At 40.9% G+C, this 17,311-nt stretch carries 16 protein-coding genes; 4 read left to right on the forward strand and 12 right to left on the reverse strand.

The window, feature by feature from the left end; genetic code table 11:
• The first annotated feature begins 117 nt into the window (after positions 1-117).
• Positions 118-549, forward strand: a complete 432-nt coding sequence (locus C5470_RS00545) for a YhbP family protein (protein ID WP_036844338.1) — start codon at positions 118-120, stop codon at positions 547-549.
• A 2-nt stretch (positions 550-551) separates the two neighbouring features.
• Here the strand turns inward: C5470_RS00545 and nrdG are convergent, their stop codons facing one another.
• The 4 genes from nrdG to pyrI form a co-directional block, all read right to left on the reverse strand.
• A complete protein-coding gene (gene nrdG, locus C5470_RS00550) occupies positions 552-1,016 on the reverse strand; it encodes an anaerobic ribonucleoside-triphosphate reductase-activating protein (RefSeq protein WP_166285130.1) in 465 nt (154 codons plus the stop codon).
• Positions 1,013-3,172: an anaerobic ribonucleoside-triphosphate reductase gene (gene nrdD, locus C5470_RS00555; RefSeq protein WP_166285132.1), complete on the reverse strand. Its 2,160-nt coding sequence runs from the start codon at positions 3,170-3,172 to the stop codon at positions 1,013-1,015. Before nrdD ends, nrdG begins: the two co-directional genes overlap by 4 nt.
• A gap of 255 nt (positions 3,173-3,427) precedes the next feature.
• Positions 3,428-3,814 (reverse strand): 2-iminobutanoate/2-iminopropanoate deaminase, encoded by a 387-nt coding sequence (gene ridA, locus C5470_RS00560; protein ID WP_036844040.1) that lies wholly within the window; start codon positions 3,812-3,814, stop codon positions 3,428-3,430.
• A gap of 94 nt (positions 3,815-3,908) precedes the next feature.
• Positions 3,909-4,373: an aspartate carbamoyltransferase regulatory subunit gene (gene pyrI, locus C5470_RS00565; protein ID WP_132352965.1), complete on the reverse strand. Its 465-nt coding sequence runs from the start codon at positions 4,371-4,373 to the stop codon at positions 3,909-3,911.
• A gap of 467 nt (positions 4,374-4,840) precedes the next feature.
• Here pyrI and C5470_RS00570 point away from each other — a divergent pair, with 467 nt between their 5' ends.
• Entirely contained in the window at positions 4,841-6,061 is a 1,221-nt protein-coding gene (locus C5470_RS00570) for a DUF819 family protein (RefSeq protein WP_036844033.1), read from the forward strand.
• A 111-nt stretch (positions 6,062-6,172) separates the two neighbouring features.
• Here the strand turns inward: C5470_RS00570 and C5470_RS00575 are convergent, their stop codons facing one another.
• The 3 genes from C5470_RS00575 to argF all read right to left on the reverse strand — a co-directional run bounded on the left by C5470_RS00575 (position 6,173) and on the right by argF (position 9,032).
• Positions 6,173-6,550, reverse strand: coding sequence for a hypothetical protein (locus C5470_RS00575; protein WP_070974587.1), 378 nt, complete (start codon positions 6,548-6,550; stop codon positions 6,173-6,175).
• Positions 6,551-6,779: 229 nt separating this feature from the next.
• Positions 6,780-7,703, reverse strand: a complete 924-nt coding sequence (gene pyrB, locus C5470_RS00580) for an aspartate carbamoyltransferase (protein ID WP_036844030.1) — start codon at positions 7,701-7,703, stop codon at positions 6,780-6,782.
• Between the two features lie 312 nt (positions 7,704-8,015).
• Positions 8,016-9,032, reverse strand: coding sequence for an ornithine carbamoyltransferase (argF, locus tag C5470_RS00585; protein ID WP_036844026.1), 1,017 nt, complete (start codon positions 9,030-9,032; stop codon positions 8,016-8,018).
• A gap of 164 nt (positions 9,033-9,196) precedes the next feature.
• Between argF and rraB the strand changes: the two genes are divergently transcribed.
• Positions 9,197-9,613, forward strand: a complete 417-nt coding sequence (rraB, locus tag C5470_RS00590; RefSeq protein WP_023045479.1) for a ribonuclease E inhibitor RraB — start codon at positions 9,197-9,199, stop codon at positions 9,611-9,613.
• A 115-nt stretch (positions 9,614-9,728) separates the two neighbouring features.
• On the opposite strand, the gene C5470_RS00595 is transcribed toward rraB, so the two are convergent.
• Positions 9,729-12,536, reverse strand: a complete 2,808-nt coding sequence (locus tag C5470_RS00595) for an RHS repeat domain-containing protein (protein WP_166285134.1) — start codon at positions 12,534-12,536, stop codon at positions 9,729-9,731.
• Between the two features lie 653 nt (positions 12,537-13,189).
• Between C5470_RS00595 and C5470_RS00600 the strand changes: the two genes are divergently transcribed.
• Complete coding sequence (locus C5470_RS00600) at positions 13,190-13,576, forward strand: hypothetical protein (protein WP_051477214.1); 387 nt, start codon at positions 13,190-13,192, stop codon at positions 13,574-13,576.
• A gap of 42 nt (positions 13,577-13,618) precedes the next feature.
• On the opposite strand, the gene C5470_RS00605 is transcribed toward C5470_RS00600, so the two are convergent.
• The 4 genes from C5470_RS00605 to C5470_RS00620 form a co-directional block, all read right to left on the reverse strand.
• Positions 13,619-14,392, reverse strand: coding sequence for an amino acid ABC transporter substrate-binding protein (locus C5470_RS00605; protein ID WP_166285136.1), 774 nt, complete (start codon positions 14,390-14,392; stop codon positions 13,619-13,621).
• A 92-nt stretch (positions 14,393-14,484) separates the two neighbouring features.
• Positions 14,485-15,249, reverse strand: a complete 765-nt coding sequence (locus tag C5470_RS00610) for an amino acid ABC transporter ATP-binding protein (protein ID WP_036844019.1) — start codon at positions 15,247-15,249, stop codon at positions 14,485-14,487.
• A complete protein-coding gene (locus C5470_RS00615; protein ID WP_166285138.1) occupies positions 15,227-15,928 on the reverse strand; it encodes an amino acid ABC transporter permease in 702 nt (233 codons plus the stop codon). Before C5470_RS00615 ends, C5470_RS00610 begins: the two co-directional genes overlap by 23 nt.
• Before the next feature lie 274 nt (positions 15,929-16,202).
• Positions 16,203-16,976, reverse strand: a complete 774-nt coding sequence (locus C5470_RS00620; protein WP_036844015.1) for an amino acid ABC transporter substrate-binding protein — start codon at positions 16,974-16,976, stop codon at positions 16,203-16,205.
• Positions 16,977-17,311: the final 335 nt, after the last annotated feature.

Raw genomic sequence — 17,311 nt, forward strand, 5'->3', positions numbered from 1 at the left:
TGAGTCAATTGACTCCACACTGAATACTCATGCTCATCCTGAAAGCCTACAAATAATGGGGATCCCCCTCCTGAGTCACGAAGTGCGAAGGTGGGGGAGGATGTCAATGGAGGGAGTGTGAATACCACTGAAAACTTTCAGATTATCCGCCAATACTTCGCAAGACAGCACGTTTTCACGCTTTGTACAACAGCAGAAAATGATATCTGGTGTGCAAGTTGTTTCTATGTTTTTGACGCCGATAAAATAGCCTTGTGGTTTATGACTGAGCCTCATACCCGTCATGGTGAAATGATGCAGATAAATTCACAGGTGGCAGGGACTGTTGCCGGGCAGATTCGTAATATTGCACAGATAAAAGGTATTCAGTTCAGAGGGGAAGCCATTCGTCTGGAAGGAGAAGAGGATAAAGTTGCCAGAGCGCGCTATTGCCGCCGTTTTCCTGTGGCAATAGCGGCCAAAACACCTATTTGGCAACTGGATCTCAGTGAAATAAAAATGACTGATAACACGCTGGGATTTGGTAAGAAAATCTGTTGGCAGCGATAAAATTATCTAAGTCGATGAATAATCTGGTTGCGGCTGCCGCGCCATAATAAGCCGGGATCATAAAGATTCTGTATGAACTTGCCATCTACCAGCACATTAATATAGCTAACAACTTCCTGTTGGGCTTTGCTGAGTTCACTTAGCAGATAGCCAGTCCACAGCCAGATATCCTTTTCAGGGCATTCTGCCGTGATTCGTTTTACCAGTTTCAGGATCACGGATATGTTGTGCGGATGAAGAGGATCGCCGCCAGACAAAGACAGCCCTTGCCGTTTAATGCGGCTATCCTGTAAATCAGCGACAATATGGTCTGCCATTTCCTGGGTAAATAGTTGGCCGGAATTTGTTCGCCAGGTGCTTTTGTTATAGCAACCGGGGCATTGGTGCTCGCATCCTGCAACAAACAGCGTACAGCGGGTTCCGGGACCGTTAACTACATCAACAGGGAAATATTGGTGGTAATTCATTTTTTAGCTTGCCTGAATGAATCTAATTGTCCGTTTGTCAGATGTTTTACTCTGCGTTTCACCTCTTCTTGCTTACCTGAATTGAATGGGCGGGCGTCAGGGCTTCCCAGATAACCGCAGACACGGCGGGTTACTGATACTCTGGCGGGTTCATGATTGCCGCAACGGGGGCAGAGAAACCCTTTACTGGTACAGGAGAATTCACCAGTAAATCCGCAGTCATAGCATTCGTCAATGGGGGTATTGGTTCCGTAATAAGGAGTGTGTAAGTAGCTGTAATCCCAGATATCTTCCAGTGCTTTCAAATTATGTTGCAGATTGGGATATTCGCCGTAACAGATAAAACCGCCGTTTGCCAGTGGTGGATAAGATGCCTCAAAATCCAGTTTGTCGTAAGGATTGGCCTTCTTTTCAACATCAAGATGGAAACTGTTGGTGTAATAGCCTTTGTCCGTCACTCCTTCGATAACACCAAATTCAGCGGCATCAAGGCGGCAGAAACGATCACACAGGTTTTCACTTGGTGTGCTGTACAGGCTGAAACCATAACCCGTCTCTGTTTTCCATTGATCGGTTGCTTTTCGCAGATGGTTAACAATTGCGAGCGCTTTTACACGTAATTGTTGGTCATCAAATAGATGAGCCTGATTGCCATACAATGCGTTAATGGTTTCATGAATGCCAATATAGCCCAGAGAGATAGAAGCTCTGCCATGTTTAAAGATTTCAGCGATATTATCATCGGCTTTCAGGCGAATACCGCAAGCACCTTCCATATAAAGGATTGGAGCAACTCGTGCTTTGACACCTTCCAGACGGGCAATACGGGTCATCAATGCTTGTTTTGCCAGTGCCAGACGCTTATCCAGCAATCGCCAGAAATATTTTTCATCTCGTTTGGCTTCGATAGCAATCCGAGGCAGGTTTAAACTGATAACTCCCAAATTATTGCGACCTTCATGAATTTGCTCACCATTTTCTTCATAAACACCGAGGAAACTGCGGCAGCCCATTGGGGTTTTAAAGGATCCAGTGACTTTAACAACCTGATCGTAGTTAAGAATATCGGGATACATTCGCTTGCTGGCACATTTTAGAGCCAGTTGTTTGATATCGTAGTTAGGGTCACCAAGCTTATGATTCAAGCCATCACGGATAGCAAATACCAGTTTGGGGAATACGGCTGTTTTGTGGTTCCTGCCCAACCCGGCAATACGGTTACGCAGAATAGATTGCTGGATTAGACGGCATTCTTTTGAAGTCCCCAGACCAAAGCCAAAAGTGACAAAAGGTGTCTGTCCGTTGGCGGTATGCAGTGTATTAACTTCATATTCCAGTGACTGGAAAGCGTCGTAACACTCTTTTTCTGTCTGTGTTTCAGCGTAAGATTTTTTATCGGCAATATCCCACTCTTCAGCAATGACCAAATGTTTGTCATAGCTGGCTTTAACGAATGGTGCCAATACTTCATCTATACGGTTAATCGTGGTACCGCCATAAATATGGCTGGCAACCTGGGCAATAATTTGAGCAGTTACCGCTGTTGCGGTTGCAATGGATTTGGGGGGCTCTATTTCGGCATTACCCATCTTGAACCCGTTAGTTAACATGCCTTTCAGGTCGATCAGCATACAGTTGAACATCGGGAAAAAGGGTGAATAGTCCAAATCGTGATAGTGGATTTCACCTCTTTCATGAGCCAGTACCACGTCACGCGGCAGCATGTGCTGTTTGGCATAATGCTTGGCAACAATTCCTGCCAGTAGATCGCGTTGGGTTGGAATAACTTTACTGTCTTTATTTGCGTTCTCATTGAGCAGGGAAATATTGCTCTGTTCGACCAAACCACGGATTTCCTGATTAAGGCGGCTGCGTGATTCCCGGGCAAGATCCCTGTCATGACGATATTCAATATAGAGACGGGCAAGGTGCTTGTAGTTGCCTGCCATCAATTGGTTTTCTACCGCGTGCTGAATATTTCGTATATCAACTTGACTATGGTCAGCCATTAATTGCGTTACTGCGGATGCAACTTGAGCACAGTACTCATCATCTGTGACTCCAGCGGTAGAGGCGGCTTGTTTTACGGCATCTCTGATACGGATTTCATCAAATGGTACCTGACGACCATCTCGTTTTATCACAACAGTTTTCACAATATAACTCCTTGAGAATGTTATCCAAAGGTATAAGTCATTCTCGTTCTAATATTCAGCTTAAATAGAGGTGATGCTATATATGGTTTGTATTTTTATATTTAAGCACAATATGTAGTAAGTGAAAGTAAAATAATAACGACCTGATTTGATCTAAAACAAAGAACAGAAAACTATGTCTGGGAGATGGGAAAAAGTAAAAAACCCTTGGTCAATGGGTGAACTGACCAAGGGTTTATGGGAAATGGATAGGGATTATTTACGAACGGCAATCGCTTCGATTTCGATTTTAACGTCTTTTGGCAGACGGGCTACTTCAACACAGGAACGTGCTGGGAAAGCGGCATTGTGTGCTTTGAAGAATGCTTCATAAGTCGCGTTAACCGTGCCGAAGTCATTCAGATCTTTAACGAAAACAGTTGTTTTAACAATGTCACCGACAGTCAGACCTGCTTTCTCAACGATAGCTTTAACGTTTTCCAGTGATTGACGAGCCTGGGCAGCGATATCTTCTGCGACATCACCTGTTTCTGGATTGACTGGAATCTGACCAGAAGTGATTACCATACTGCCCAAATCAACACCCTGAACATATGGGCCAATTGCAGCAGGGGCTTTCTCGGTATTAATCTCGTATGACATAGGTTCTCCTGTTAATGTAATAACTGAATAAATATTTCAACAAAGGGACTATTATAGTGCCCGTACCTGCCTCAGCAACCGGCATAGATTGTTTTTACTTGCTGAGTATCACCACATTGCGATCAAACTCTTTCTCGCAGTATTTGCAGGTCAATACCACATCTTCAAATGTGACTTTGACCCGAAAACTGCTTTCTACCGGCTCATTGTGGCTGATGCAATTGCTATTAGGACAGACTAACACGCTATCAATACGCTCAGGCAGGTTAATTGGCAGTTTCTTCACGACCTCATAGTCTTCAATACAGTTCACTGTTGCATTTGGCGCATACATAGCAAGCTGATTAGCCTGTTGTTCTGTCAGAAATGTGTTTTCGATTTTGATGAGATCTTTTTTACCTAGCTGATTGGAAGGCAGGTTCAGGCCGATGGTAATGCGTTGATCGGTTTCAGTCAGCTTAAATAGAGAGAGTAACTTGAAACCTACCTGAGCTGGGATATGGTCAATCACCGTACCGCATTTAATGGCTTCGACTTGTAGTTGATGATCTTGGGTCATAGTGTTCTGTATGAATACATCTTAGTGACAACTATTTCTGTATTCATCCTCCGGAGATATTGTTAAGAATCGACACATCTTCCATTTTAGGTGGTGCCATCTTGTTTATCCAGATAAGAAGATATTCGTATCTACTGCCAGCTATGTGTTGGAAACAACGTAACCGCCGACAATTGAAGGAAAAGAGGCCACAAATATCATATAAATTAAACTGATGGGCAACTTCTAGCGTACTTTTAACGTTAGATTGCTGATTCTGCTGTTGATAAAAGTATGAAGGTAATATCTGATTCATGAGTTGGTGTATTCTCCTAAAAGTCCTAACATCTTGGTACATTCCCTTCTAAGGGATATTGATCTTTTTGCTTTAGAATAGGGTTTCCATTTAAAATTTTCTCCACTCTAATGATTTATTTTTCTGAGTGTGTTTTTATTATGAGATGATAAACGAGGTGATAGGAAAAATAATGAATAATACTCTGATTGATCCTAATGATACTTTATTCCTTTGGGCCTTTGTGATGATTGCCGCGACACTGGCGATTGTAATGGAACAGAGATATAAGTGGGCATCGAAAGTACCCGGTGCCATTATGGCATTGATTATTGCTATTTTTGCATCCAATTTATATATAATACCGACCGAATCGGTAGTATACGATGCTGTTTGGCAATATATAGTGCCGCTGGCAATACCTTTATTATTATTTAAGGTTGATTTACAGAGTATTATTAAAGAAAGCGGGAGGCTGCTTATATTATTCTTAATGTCTTCTGTCGCGACTATAATTGGTGCGGTTTTAGCATTTAAACTTCTCAGGAATTATATCCCTGAATTGGATAAAATCAGTGCTATGATTTCCGCGTCATATACTGGTGGTGGAGTCAATTTTGCGGCAATGGCAGCCAAGCTGGAACCCACTCAAAATATGACGGCATCAACTATCGTTGCTGATAATCTCGTGGTAGCTTGTTTTTTCATAATATTAATAGCCTTGGCAGGCTGGTCATTTGCAAGAAAGTTTTGGCGAAGTTCTTATTCTGAGGCGATAGAAAGTGATCCCAATTCAGATAGATCGAAATCTTTGGCAGGATCCTATTGGCAACCTAAGAATATCTCACTGAAAGATATTTCATTATCTTTAGCATGGTCTATCTTTATAGTCGTTATTTCGTTTAAATTATCGGCTTGGTTAAAAGCGTTTTCAGGACAACCTGAAAATATCTATCAAGAGTTATTTTTTAGTTTGATATCAGATAAATATCTTATTTTAACAACAATAACTTTCACTATGGTTTCGATATTCAAAAAGGCTTTTAATAATCTAAATGGTAGTCAGGAATTAGGAACTTATGCGATTTATATGTTCTTCGTTGTAATAGGTATCCCTGCTTCTATAAAATTAATTATTATCAATGCGCCTTTGTTATTTTTATTTGTATTTATTGTTGCAATGATTAATTTATTATTGACTCTTGGTGTAGGTAAATTATTTAAATTTAATCTTGAGGAAATTATATTAGCGTGTAATGCAAATATTGGTGGTCCAACAACGGCTGCGGCGTTAGCTATCAGTAAAGGTTGGGTAAATTTAGTTGGGCCTATTATGGTTATTGGCACAGTAGGATATGTGATTGGTAACTATGTTGGCGCAATTGTTTATTTTATTGTTACAGAAATTGTATGATATTCTCAAGCACTAAGTTTTTATCGATGTTAAAAATTTAGTGCTTTTAAAATTAATTGTGAATATATTGAATTCTTATGATGTATTTATAGGGTTTAGTTATCATCTCTATTAAATGGTTATATAAAAACCTTGGAAGCCGAATAAGAATATTAGTGATGATGTAAATAGTATTGAGAAATTCGTAAAATATTCTTTATAATACTCTTTGCTTAAAATAACACTTAATAATAATAAAGCAGAAGTAACCCATAGGTATTCTAGCCTGGCTAAGAGATGAGAGTAAGTATATAAATTAGTGTATGCATCGGTATGTCCTATACAATAACCGGTCAGAAAAGCAATCGCTGATAATATTATCAATCCTAATGTATTCCTCCTGGGATTATTCCATTTGATACCTATTTTTTCTGAATAACGTTTTAAAAATCTAAGTGCATAATAGCTAATAAAATACATTCCAATTAGCCCAAAAAAATCATTACTCATTTTAATGTCCTTAATTGATTGACGTTTGAACGTTAATGATATGCCTCTATCAGGAGGCATAAAATATGCGTTAATTGTACCTCTAAGTCTGCCAGTGTATTATCTGAGTTCACTTTTAATTTTGAAGGTGAATAAATAGACTTGCTATTCAATTATATACAGAAGTAGAACGTCATTTCAAAAGTAAATGATAACGATTCCATTTGAGGACATTCAATATTTTCTTTAATCACTCATTTAAAACTAGAGACAATAGTGCCTGACGGGCATAAATACCATTTTCTGCCTGTTGGAAATAATAGGCATGGGGGGTTTTATCCACATCAACAGAAATCTCATCAATACGTGGCAATGGATGCAAAATTTTGAGGTTCTCTTTCGCTCCCGTCAGATCGGCAGTATGCAGAACAAATTGCGCTTTTACATTGGCGTATTCGGATGGATCAAGGCGCTCTTTTTGCACGCGAGTCATATAAAGAATATCTAGTTCCGGCAACACTTCTTCTATATTGGTATGCAGGCTGTAGGTGGCGCCTTTTTCATTCAGCATATGAAGAATATGATTTGGCATTGCCAATGCTTCCGGGGCGATAAAATAAAAATGGTTGCCATTAAATTTCGCCAACGCTTGTGACAGTGAATGAACCGTGCGGCCATATTTCAGGTCACCAACCATAGCGATATTCAGACTATCCAGCCGTTGCTGAGTTTCTTGAATAGTGAACAGATCCAGTAAGGTTTGTGTTGGATGTTGGTTAGCACCATCACCAGCATTGATAATCGGAGTATGACCGGAAAATTCGGACGCCAGGCGCGGAGCACCTTCCTGCGGGTGGCGCATCACGATAGCGTCAACATATTGGCTGATAACGGAAATAGTATCTGCCAGTGTTTCGCCTTTCTTACCCAAGGAGGTGTTGCTGCTGTCTGAAAAGCCAACCACGGAAGCGCCAAGGCGGTGGATTGCGGTTTCAAAAGAGAGCCGGGTACGGGTAGAGGCTTCAAAGAAACAGCTGGCGATAACCTTGTGTTTCAGCAATTCAGGCTGTGGTCTGGCTTTCAGTGTGGCAGCGGTTCGCAACACCAATTCCAGATCTTCGCGGCTCAAATCATTTATTGAGATGATATGTTTGCGATATAACGGATTAGCCATTTTTCACTCTCCTCTAATGCTGACATCCGGGGTGGTGATCATCAATTGATTACCGGGCAAAAAAAAGCCCCTCAATGAGGGGCATTAAATGATTGGTTTAGCAACGGGAAAAACAATGATTGCTGGCCGCCTTTAGGCAGTTGCACCCGCACTTTAGCTTGATGAAAAGAAGTGCTGTTTTTCATGATTTCTCCCGGCAAATTGTGGCGCATTATACTCGCGAAAAATCTCACAGCAAGCGTTTGCCCGAAGAAAAATGATATTCGCAGGACCTCTTCTTTGCAGACATAGCCCTGCGGACATCATAACTAATTAGATTTTAAGATCACTTGCCAGTGTCGCTACCATTATCGCTTTAATGGTATGCAGACGATTTTCTGCCTGATCAAACACAATGCTATGCTCTGACTCAAAAACTTCATTGGTGACTTCCAGCCCCCCATACATATTAAATTCAGCGGCGAGTTGCTTGCCTAACGTCGTTTCTTCATCATGGAATGCGGGCAGGCAGTGCAGGAATTTTACCTGTGGATTGCCTGTCATGTTCACCACATCCATATTCACCTGATAAGGTTTCAATAGGTTAACCCGTTGTTGCCAAACTTCTTTTGGCTCTCCCATAGAAACCCAGACATCGGTATAAAGAAAATCAGCGTCTTTAACCCCCTCAGGGACATTTTCGGTTAGCGTAATTTTCCCGCCTGTTTTTTCGGCCAGTTTCTGACATTCAGCAACCAGTGTTGCATCTGGCCAGTACTGTTCAGGAGCAATTAACCGAACATCCATGCCTGTCAATGCCGCGGCTTCCAACATAGTATTACCCATATTGTTACGGGCATCCCCCAAGTAGGCGAATTTGATTTCTGACAGCGGTTTCTTTGGTTGATGCTCCTGAATAGTCAGCAAATCTGCCAGTAACTGAGTAGGGTGAAATTCATCCGTCAGCCCATTCCATACAGGAACATCTGCATATTCTGCCAGGGCTTCAACCACTTTCTGAGCATAGCCGCGATATTGAATACCGTCATACATGCGGCCAAGTATACGGGCGGTATCCTTAATTGATTCTTTATGACCAATCTGGCTGCCACTGGAGCCAAGGTAGGTGATATTTGCCCCCTGATCGTAAGCGGCTACTTCGAATGAACAGCGAGTGCGGGTGGAGTCTTTTTCAAAAATCAGCACAATATTTTTACCTGTTAGCCAGGCTTTTTCTGTGCCGGATTTTTTAGTCGATTTTAATTCAGCCGCCAGTTTTAGGAAAGCATGGATTTCTGCTGAGGAAAAATCAAGCAACCTTAGGAAATTACGTTGATAGAATGGATTCATTGTTGGATATCTCCACAGTTATTTCTTGCATTTAAATTCAATTTATATCTATAAAAATTCAATTTCAACTCCGCATTAGATTTCTTTGATGTAAACAGTGGTTAGCCTGCTTGTGGTGTGGGAGAATGAACGTTGGGACGGCCAACTGATTGAGGGTATTGGGTATGGCAAATCAAAAAGACTTAGAAGAACAACGCGAAGAAACGCGCCTTATTATTGAAGAATTACTGGAAGATGGTAGTGATCCAGATGCGCTTTATGCCATTGAACACCACTTTTCTGCGGAAGATTTTAATCTGTTGGAAAAGGCGGCAGTTGAAGCCTTTAAGCTGGGTTATGAAGTGACTGACGCGGAAGAATTGGAAATCGAAGATGGTTCTATTCTGATGTGTTGTGATGTCATCAGCGAATGTGGGTTGAATGCTGAATTGATCGATGCTCAGGTTGAACAATTGGTAAATCTGGCTCAGAAGATGGGCGTCAATTATGACGGCTGGGGCACTTATTTCGAAGATCCTGATGAGCAAGATGAAGACGGCGAAGATGATTTGCCAGAGCAGGGTGAGACCAGACTTCATTAATAAAATCAGCTCGTTGTAAATCTTGTGTTAGCCCTGGTCGTGGCTGATACATGTGATTTAAAGCAAAATAGTCCTTATATGCTGTTGCGAATAAGGACTATTGTATTTTATTGGATTACCTTATCAAACCATGTTCTCTGACCTTTGAAAGAATCGTCCCTTTCCTGATTTGGTTTGCTTCGGTGATTTCCCGTTTTAATTCTTGTCCCAGCTCATTAGAAACCAGATCCTTATGTTTTTCTGCGAGTTCTCCTAACTCTTCTGCGGTATGAACAACGCCGGTCACTTTCCATGCCAGAGACAGGCCTTTTAATGCTATTTTAGCCGCTGGATGTGGTGCAATCGCTGCTGCTGTATCTAGCGTAGCGCCGACAGTCGCGCCCAGTGATGCTCCTGTAATTAACGTATCCGTTGCAACCTCCTTTAAATCATCGGAGGCTTTTTGCAATTCTTCCAGTTTCTCTGGGGTGACGGTAGCAGTGGCGGTACCTGCTTTGAATACTTTTTTTATCCCTGCAAAAGTGAGGCTAAAATTATTAATTGCATCGGTTCCTGCGGCTTTTGTCAGCTCTGTTTTGTTTAACTCACCTACATTGCCGGCTGCGGCAAATTCTCCGGCAGTCGCGACTAAACTTGCTCCCTCTTTTATTGCTTGAACACCAGGGACTTGTCCGTGTGCGAGATGTTCTGCCGCTTCTTTGCGTCCCGTTATGTTATGTGCCATCTGCTTAATCGGGTCATAGTTTGCTTTTAAAGTGCTCGCTTTTTGTGTGATTTTACTTATTTGTTGATCACCATAGGATTCAGATGTGGGAGATGATATTTGCGGCCTTTCAGCTTGTTGATTTCTATGCTTGTAAAGTTCATATGCTACACCTCCAACACCTAATGCGCCTGTTGCTACTGTTTTAAATATGCGCCCATCTTCATCTATCCCTGTCATTGGATTGTTTCTTACCATACGGTACAGATTTAAACCATCCACTGTTCCTGCTGGGTCTGCGCTTAACCATCTACCTGCCCAAGGTTGATAATAGCGGTAGCCATAATAGTACAGTCCCGTTGCATCACGTTCTTTACCTGAATAACGAATAGTTTTATAACCGGCTTCAATCTGGTTTCTTGCCGCCCATACTGCGGTCCCACCGTAGGGGTAATATTCTTCCCAACTGATAATTTCTCCGTGCATATCCAGTTCCAGTTCGCTGCTGTCTGTCAGATTATCGTAGCTGTATCTGACTTGATTGTTATCTATGCTCGCTGGCTGGCCTTTTTCCCAGTGTAGTACCCGTACTTGTGCCCGCCCCGCTTTTCCAACAGTAATAACTTGCAGGTCTTCCGTTATATTGGCGCCGTTTTGTGTGGTACGCAGTTCCAGGCCGGGCAGGTAAGTGACTCGCCGCTGCATGGCATTCGCTGTTTGCTGCTCATTTACTTTCAGTACCCGCATTCCATCACTGCCATAACGATACCACTCGCTTCCGGTGTTTCCATTCTGGCTGACTTGCTGTAGTTCTCCCCGTGATGTCCAGTTTAGAGATTGCCCTGATAACAGGCTGGTTTGATGACCACCTGCATCAAAGAATGTATCAACGAGATTGGGATCTTTGGTCAGGGTGCTTAAGACGCCACGGTTATTGCGGTTTGAGATAGTCATATCCGTGGTGTAGCTATTGTTACTTGCCGGAGCGCTATGTCGGATCTGCGTCAGGTTGCCGCTATCGTCGTAGGAATAGGTTCGGGTATAGTTGGTATAGGTGTTGTCATCAGTAGGAAGTGGGGTAACTGGGGAAGGAAGTTGGTTTCCTTGTTGACCAAGGTTAGCTATTTCGCGGCCGGTTGCTTTGATTAGCTGGTACAAAGAATCATAGGCATAAGCATTTTCCGGTACCACTTTCTGATTACGCCAGAACCGGGTTGCTTCTGCGTCATTACGAATACTGATCACATTGCCAACCGGATCATATTCATAACGTAAGTCCTGTAGTGGTTTTGCGCTATCCTGAGTTCGGCGGGTTGTGATGTTGATTAATCGCAGGGTTTCTGGTTCATAGGTATATTCCGTAATAACGCCGTTACCGTGTTCTTCACGTAATTTTTGTCCGGCTGCTGACCAGGTAAGAGACTGCACAATAACTTTTTCAGACTGGCCTTTTAGTGTTAACCAACTCCCTTTCAATTGACCTGCCACGTCATAAGACAGCCGTTGTACATTTCCCTTCGCATCGATCTGGGTTAGCAGAGCACCAATGGCATCGGTTTTATTTTGAGTCGTGAATATGTTGTCATTCAGTTTTGTACGCCAATTATTTTCATCGTCACTGCGCCAGTCAGCTTCCTGATCGTCGGCTATCAGTTGACGGGATTGCGACAAAATGGTTCCTGTCAGGGAAAGGCTTTCCAGTTGTACCAGCCCCGCAGTGTCATAATGGCGTACACATTGTCCGGCGAGATTTTGGTTTTTCTCCGCATCTGAATGACTTGCCCAGATAAGGCGTTCTGTGATTTTCTCGTTTTCTTGCACCAACTCGGTGACGGTGAGTAAGCGGCCGGGTAGAGTGTTATCTTCATAGTGATTGGTTTGACGAACACCTATTGCATTGATGCTCAGTACTGGGCGTCCTTCGATATCGTTCAATGTAATGGTTCGGCCAGCATCAATACTTTCTTCACGCAGTGTATTGCCAGCCAGATTAAAGACACGAGTAAAGTTCGAACCATTTTGGTTTTTATACCTCCGTGGATCAGTACTTTTTACTTGAAATCCCTGAGTATTGAACTCATAGCGAGTGATTAATTCGCTACTGTTTTCTTCATCAGCTTGAGTACGCAGATATTCCAGAGTACGTACATTCAGCCCTCGGTTATCCAGTACATTGACAGATGGGGTATTTCGGTTAATTGCAGAATTGTAACCAATCATATTTTAGCTCCTTGTGATGTTTCAATTCGTTTAGGCAACTTGGTAGTAACAACCTGAGACTTTACTATGGAATGAATAAATCTTTAACAGAATAGTGTGATAATTTTTGAAATTTACAGTATGGGAATTAATATTTCAATAGATAGAAATAGAATGGTATAAGAGCAGAGAAATTATTTTCATTGAAATTTTTTATGGACGATAAATATTATATTATTTTTTGGATTAATAATATAAATAAAGATTTTTATTTATATTATGTTTTTATATAAAAACCAATAATATTGAATTGGATTGATTTTAAATTTTTTTGAAAATGTCTTTTATCGTTTAATTTGTTTTTGATATTAAAGATTTGTTTGCGGATATTGAAATGAAATATATAAGAAAGTTTGGTGGTTTTTCTATTAACTCTTTGATGTAAAATAAATTAAGAATAATTATTGCCATTGTCTATAATATATGTGTTGGTAAAGTATTTGAATAATTCCAATTTATTAACAGAAGAAAATAATTCAGTTTTATAATTTTTTCTAACGCATTGATATTATTGATTATGATTTTACTCTGCATTAGTAAGTTAATAGTAATGTCATATATATTAACATTAATTACCTTAGGAAAATAACATTAACTTTAAAAAGGTGTTTCAAATGGCTAGCGTAACTCATATTAGGAAAGTTATTAATGATACTCCCAGAAAAATCTATATTGTGGAAGGTCAAAATAATGGCAGGACTCATATTATTAATGCTAATTCTGTATTGATAACTAACATTAAGGTGCCATGGATTGGGAATCAAGAGGAGAGTAATAAGGCTATCCGTATAACGATAGTGGGTGAACCAAGCACCGCGATTATTTGGGTTTTTCAAGATTATTGGAATCCACCTCATAAGGATCAAATGAAATATTATAAAGGAGAGGATTTTAGCTATGCCAATGCAAAGAATATAGAAGGGCCAAGTTCAGGAGGAGGGAATAAAACTTTGCGTTTCTATATAGATAATAATCAGATATTGAAATTCAAAATAATTTAATTAAGAGAGAACCGCTTCTTGCAAAAAGAAGCGGTTATTTTCTTATTTAGAAACGTCGGTGCCAAAATATTGAGTAGAAATACGCAGATAAGTGCCATCCGCTTTGATATCGGCTAACGCTTTATCGATAGCAGCTTGTAATTCTGGTTCGCCTTTCCGGATTAGAATACCGACCTGATCACCATTGGGTTCAGTTGCGACAATTTTTACCGGTGCATTGGGTTTGTGTTTCTTGAAATCCAAATAGGAGAGATTATCGTTGATAGTAGCATCGGCTCTGCCTGTAGCAACCAAATCAATTGACTGATTAAATCCTTCAGTGGGGACGATTTCTGCGCCGTGACGTTTTGCTAATTGAGCGTAATTACTGGTTAAGGAATGACTTGAAGTTTTACCTTTTAGATCGCTGAACGTTTTAATACTGTCATTATTTTTGCGGGTGATAAGTACGGCTTTAGATATAATATACGGAGCGGAAAAGTCATATTTCTTTTTACGCTCTGGTGTAATAGCGACTTGGTTAATTACTGCGTCATAGCGTTTGGCATCAAGTCCGGCAATAAGCCCATCCCACTTCCCTTCGGTGAATTCCGCTTTGACATTCAGACGGCGTGCGATTTCGTGGCCAATATCAACATCAAAACCGGTTAAGGCTCCTGAAGCATTGTGATAGGTAAATGGCGGATAGGTTCCTTCGGTAGCGATTTTAAATACGCCGGTTGATTTAATGTTATCAAGATCAGACTCTGCACTGGCAGAATATGCAATGCCAAATTGAATGACGCCAGCTAATAATACGGTAAGGAATGCTTTCATTTTATTGCTCCAAACTGTCAGAAAATTTATTTAATCGTAATTGACTTGATGGATTCAAAGCACAATTACGGCAAGGTGCTTTTAACGGTGGGTTATATCTCCCAATCCGGTAAGGTATTCGTTAAAGTTGAAACAAATTCAACCGTCCGCTGCTTGAGGGCACGAGTAAAAATCGTTTTCGATGTCCCCGATTCGACAATTTCGCCAGATTCTAAAAATATGACGTTGTAGGCAAGATTGGCTGCCAGACGCAGATCGTGTGTTGCCATCAACATCGTCGTTCCTTCTTTAGCCAACTGCTTCAATACAGCAACCACTTCCAGCGATAATTCCGGATCAAGCGCGGAAGTTGGCTCATCACACAATAACACTTTGGGAGAAGGTGCCAGCGCTCTGGCAATTGCTACACGTTGTTGCTGACCACCGGATAGCGTGGCAGGCAAGACGTCGACTTTGTGTGACATGCCAACCTTTTCCAGCAGCTCAAGCGCCCGCTTTTTAGCTTTTTCTGGCGACCATTTCTGTACCCAAATCAGCCCTTCCATAATGTTTTCAATCACCGTCAGATGAGGGAAAAGTTGAAAATTTTGAAACACCATGCCGGTTTGCTGGCGGATCCGTTGTATATCCTTATGAGCAATGCGCTCTTTACCGATGAAGGTCATACTTTCACTGCCGATTTGGAGCTTCCCGGCTTGGGGAATTTCTAATAAGTTGATGCAGCGTAACAGCGTGCTTTTGCCACTTCCTGATGGGCCGATCAGGGCGGTAAGACTGCCTTCCTCAATGTTAAGATCAATATTTTTCAGGACCTTTTGCCCGTCAAAACTTTTTTCAATGCCGGAGAGCTGAATCATCTTTTAATTCCTTTGTATCACTCTGTTGTGAGAACTTCTTTTCCAGATGGGTTTGCAATGATGACAATACTGAACTGATTATCAGATAAAGTATTGCAGCCTCGGTATAAAGAATGAGGGGTTGATAAGTCACCGCCGCAATACGTTGTGCAGCAAGGAAAAGTTCCGGTACGGTAATGACTGAGGCTAATGAAGTATCTTTCACCAGAGAAATAAATGTGTTTGAGAGTGGCGGAATAGCGATTCTCGCGGCTTGAGGCAGAATGATCCGGCGTAATGATTGTGTCCAGCTCATACCAATAGAATAAGCCGCTTCCCACTGCCCTTTTGGTACAGATAATAAAGTGGCGCGGATCACCTCAGAGGTATAGGCGCCAATATTCAGTGTGAAACCAATAACGGCTGAGGTAAATGCGCCTAGCGTAATACCAACGCTGGGTAAGGCATAAAAAATAAGAAACAGTTGCACAAGTAACGGTGTACCACGGATCAGCCATACGTAGAATTTGGCGACAGCAATAAGCGGTTTTGGCCCGTAAAGCCGGATTAGTGCAACGATAAACCCAAGTATGATACCAAGAGTAAAGGTAATAAGCGTCAGCGGAATAGTGAAAGTAAAGCCCGCATAAAGCATAGGCCAGAAAGAATCGAGTACTAAATTAAACCAGGAGGGCTCCATATACTTTCCCTATTGTGTAATATAAAAATATATTTATTTTTATGAGATTGTTTTAAATATCATATGGCAAGCTGGGAGTTTATATATATAAAATAAAGTTATATCATATGATCATTTTAGATATATAAAAGGGTTTGTATAAATCAATATATTTCATGTTTGATGAAAATATTCCCTAATTCTTCAATTCAACTGGATTAGCGATAAAGTTCCCTGGTTAGAGTTTGTATCTAACGTTGAGGGAACTGGTTTATTTGAGTAAGGTATGTTTCACTTATTCGGGAGTATTGTCGCCAAAGTATTGAGCCCAGATGCGCTGATAGGTACCATCGGCTTTGATATCAACGATTGCTTTATCAATAGCCGTTTTTAGTTCTGACTCGCCTTGGCGGAGTAAAATTGCTGTTTGCCCTGCGTTTGGATCCGACGCAACAATTTTCACCGGTGCATTTGGCTTGTGCTTCTTATAGTCCAGATAAGAGAGGCTATCGTTGATAGTGGCATCGGCTCTACCGGTACTGACCAGTTCGATTTCCTGGCTAAATCCATTCGTGCCGATGATTTCCGCGCCATTATTTCTTGCTATCTGAGCGAAGTTGTTGGTCAGAGTATGTGCTGAGGTTTTGCCTTGCAAATCGCTGAATGTTTTTATGCTGTTGTTATCTTTATTGGTGATAAGTACGGCTTGAGATGTGATATATGGGATAGAAAAATCATATTTTTTCTGGCGCTCAGGAGTAATCGCAATTTGATTAATGACAGCATCAGAACGCCCGGCATCCAACCCGGCAATAAGCCCATCCCATTTTCCCTCAATAAATGTCGGTTTGACATTCAGCCGATGGGCAATTTCACGACCGATATCGACATCAAAACCAGTCAAAGTGCCTGAAGCGTCGCGATAGGTAAAGGGTGGATAAGCCCCTTCAGTCGCAATTTTGAATATGCCGGTGGATTGAATCTTATCAAACGTTGATTCTGCATTGGCAGGATGTACAAGACCGAATTGCACAGTACTTGCCAATAACAGGGTAAAAATTATTTTCATTTTATTTCTCCAGATTATTATAGCTATTAAATTATAATTTGATGTTTTACTGGTAATAATATATTTATTTGTGTGAATTTATTTCAGATATAATATGAGAAATTTAATGATTTATATATAAAATAAAATTATATCATATTGTAATTTCAGATATATAAATATGAAAAAATGAATAAAATAAATATTTATTATATGTGTCCTTATTAATGAAATAGTTGTTGTTATTTTCAATATATTTGATGGTGTTTATATAGAATGGGCTGAATTTACATTTTATTATAAATTTTATCGTTTACGTTTTGAATTAAAAAGCCACTGACAACGAATTGCAGTGG

The sequence above is a fragment of the Photorhabdus stackebrandtii genome (assembly GCF_011189495.1).
Classification (GTDB): Bacteria; Pseudomonadota; Gammaproteobacteria; order Enterobacterales; family Enterobacteriaceae; genus Photorhabdus; species Photorhabdus khanii.

Excerpts from the sequence above, each read along its gene's own strand:
- nrdG (WP_166285130.1), bottom strand. The coding sequence starts at position 1,016 with ATGAATTACCACCAATATTTCCCTGTTGATGTAGTTAACGGTCCCGGA.
- ridA (WP_036844040.1), bottom strand. The coding sequence starts at position 3,814 with ATGTCATACGAGATTAATACCGAGAAAGCCCCTGCTGCAATTGGCCCA.
- pyrI (WP_132352965.1), bottom strand. The coding sequence starts at position 4,373 with ATGACCCAAGATCATCAACTACAAGTCGAAGCCATTAAATGCGGTACG.
- C5470_RS00570 (WP_036844033.1), top strand. The coding sequence starts at position 4,841 with ATGAATAATACTCTGATTGATCCTAATGATACTTTATTCCTTTGGGCC.
- C5470_RS00575 (WP_070974587.1), bottom strand. The coding sequence starts at position 6,550 with ATGAGTAATGATTTTTTTGGGCTAATTGGAATGTATTTTATTAGCTAT.
- pyrB (WP_036844030.1), bottom strand. The coding sequence starts at position 7,703 with ATGGCTAATCCGTTATATCGCAAACATATCATCTCAATAAATGATTTG.
- argF (WP_036844026.1), bottom strand. The coding sequence starts at position 9,032 with ATGAATCCATTCTATCAACGTAATTTCCTAAGGTTGCTTGATTTTTCC.
- rraB (WP_023045479.1), top strand. The coding sequence starts at position 9,197 with ATGGCAAATCAAAAAGACTTAGAAGAACAACGCGAAGAAACGCGCCTT.
- C5470_RS00595 (WP_166285134.1), bottom strand. The coding sequence starts at position 12,536 with ATGATTGGTTACAATTCTGCAATTAACCGAAATACCCCATCTGTCAAT.
- C5470_RS00600 (WP_051477214.1), top strand. The coding sequence starts at position 13,190 with ATGGCTAGCGTAACTCATATTAGGAAAGTTATTAATGATACTCCCAGA.
- C5470_RS00605 (WP_166285136.1), bottom strand. The coding sequence starts at position 14,392 with ATGAAAGCATTCCTTACCGTATTATTAGCTGGCGTCATTCAATTTGGC.
- C5470_RS00610 (WP_036844019.1), bottom strand. The coding sequence starts at position 15,249 with ATGATTCAGCTCTCCGGCATTGAAAAAAGTTTTGACGGGCAAAAGGTC.
- C5470_RS00615 (WP_166285138.1), bottom strand. The coding sequence starts at position 15,928 with ATGGAGCCCTCCTGGTTTAATTTAGTACTCGATTCTTTCTGGCCTATG.
- C5470_RS00620 (WP_036844015.1), bottom strand. The coding sequence starts at position 16,976 with ATGAAAATAATTTTTACCCTGTTATTGGCAAGTACTGTGCAATTCGGT.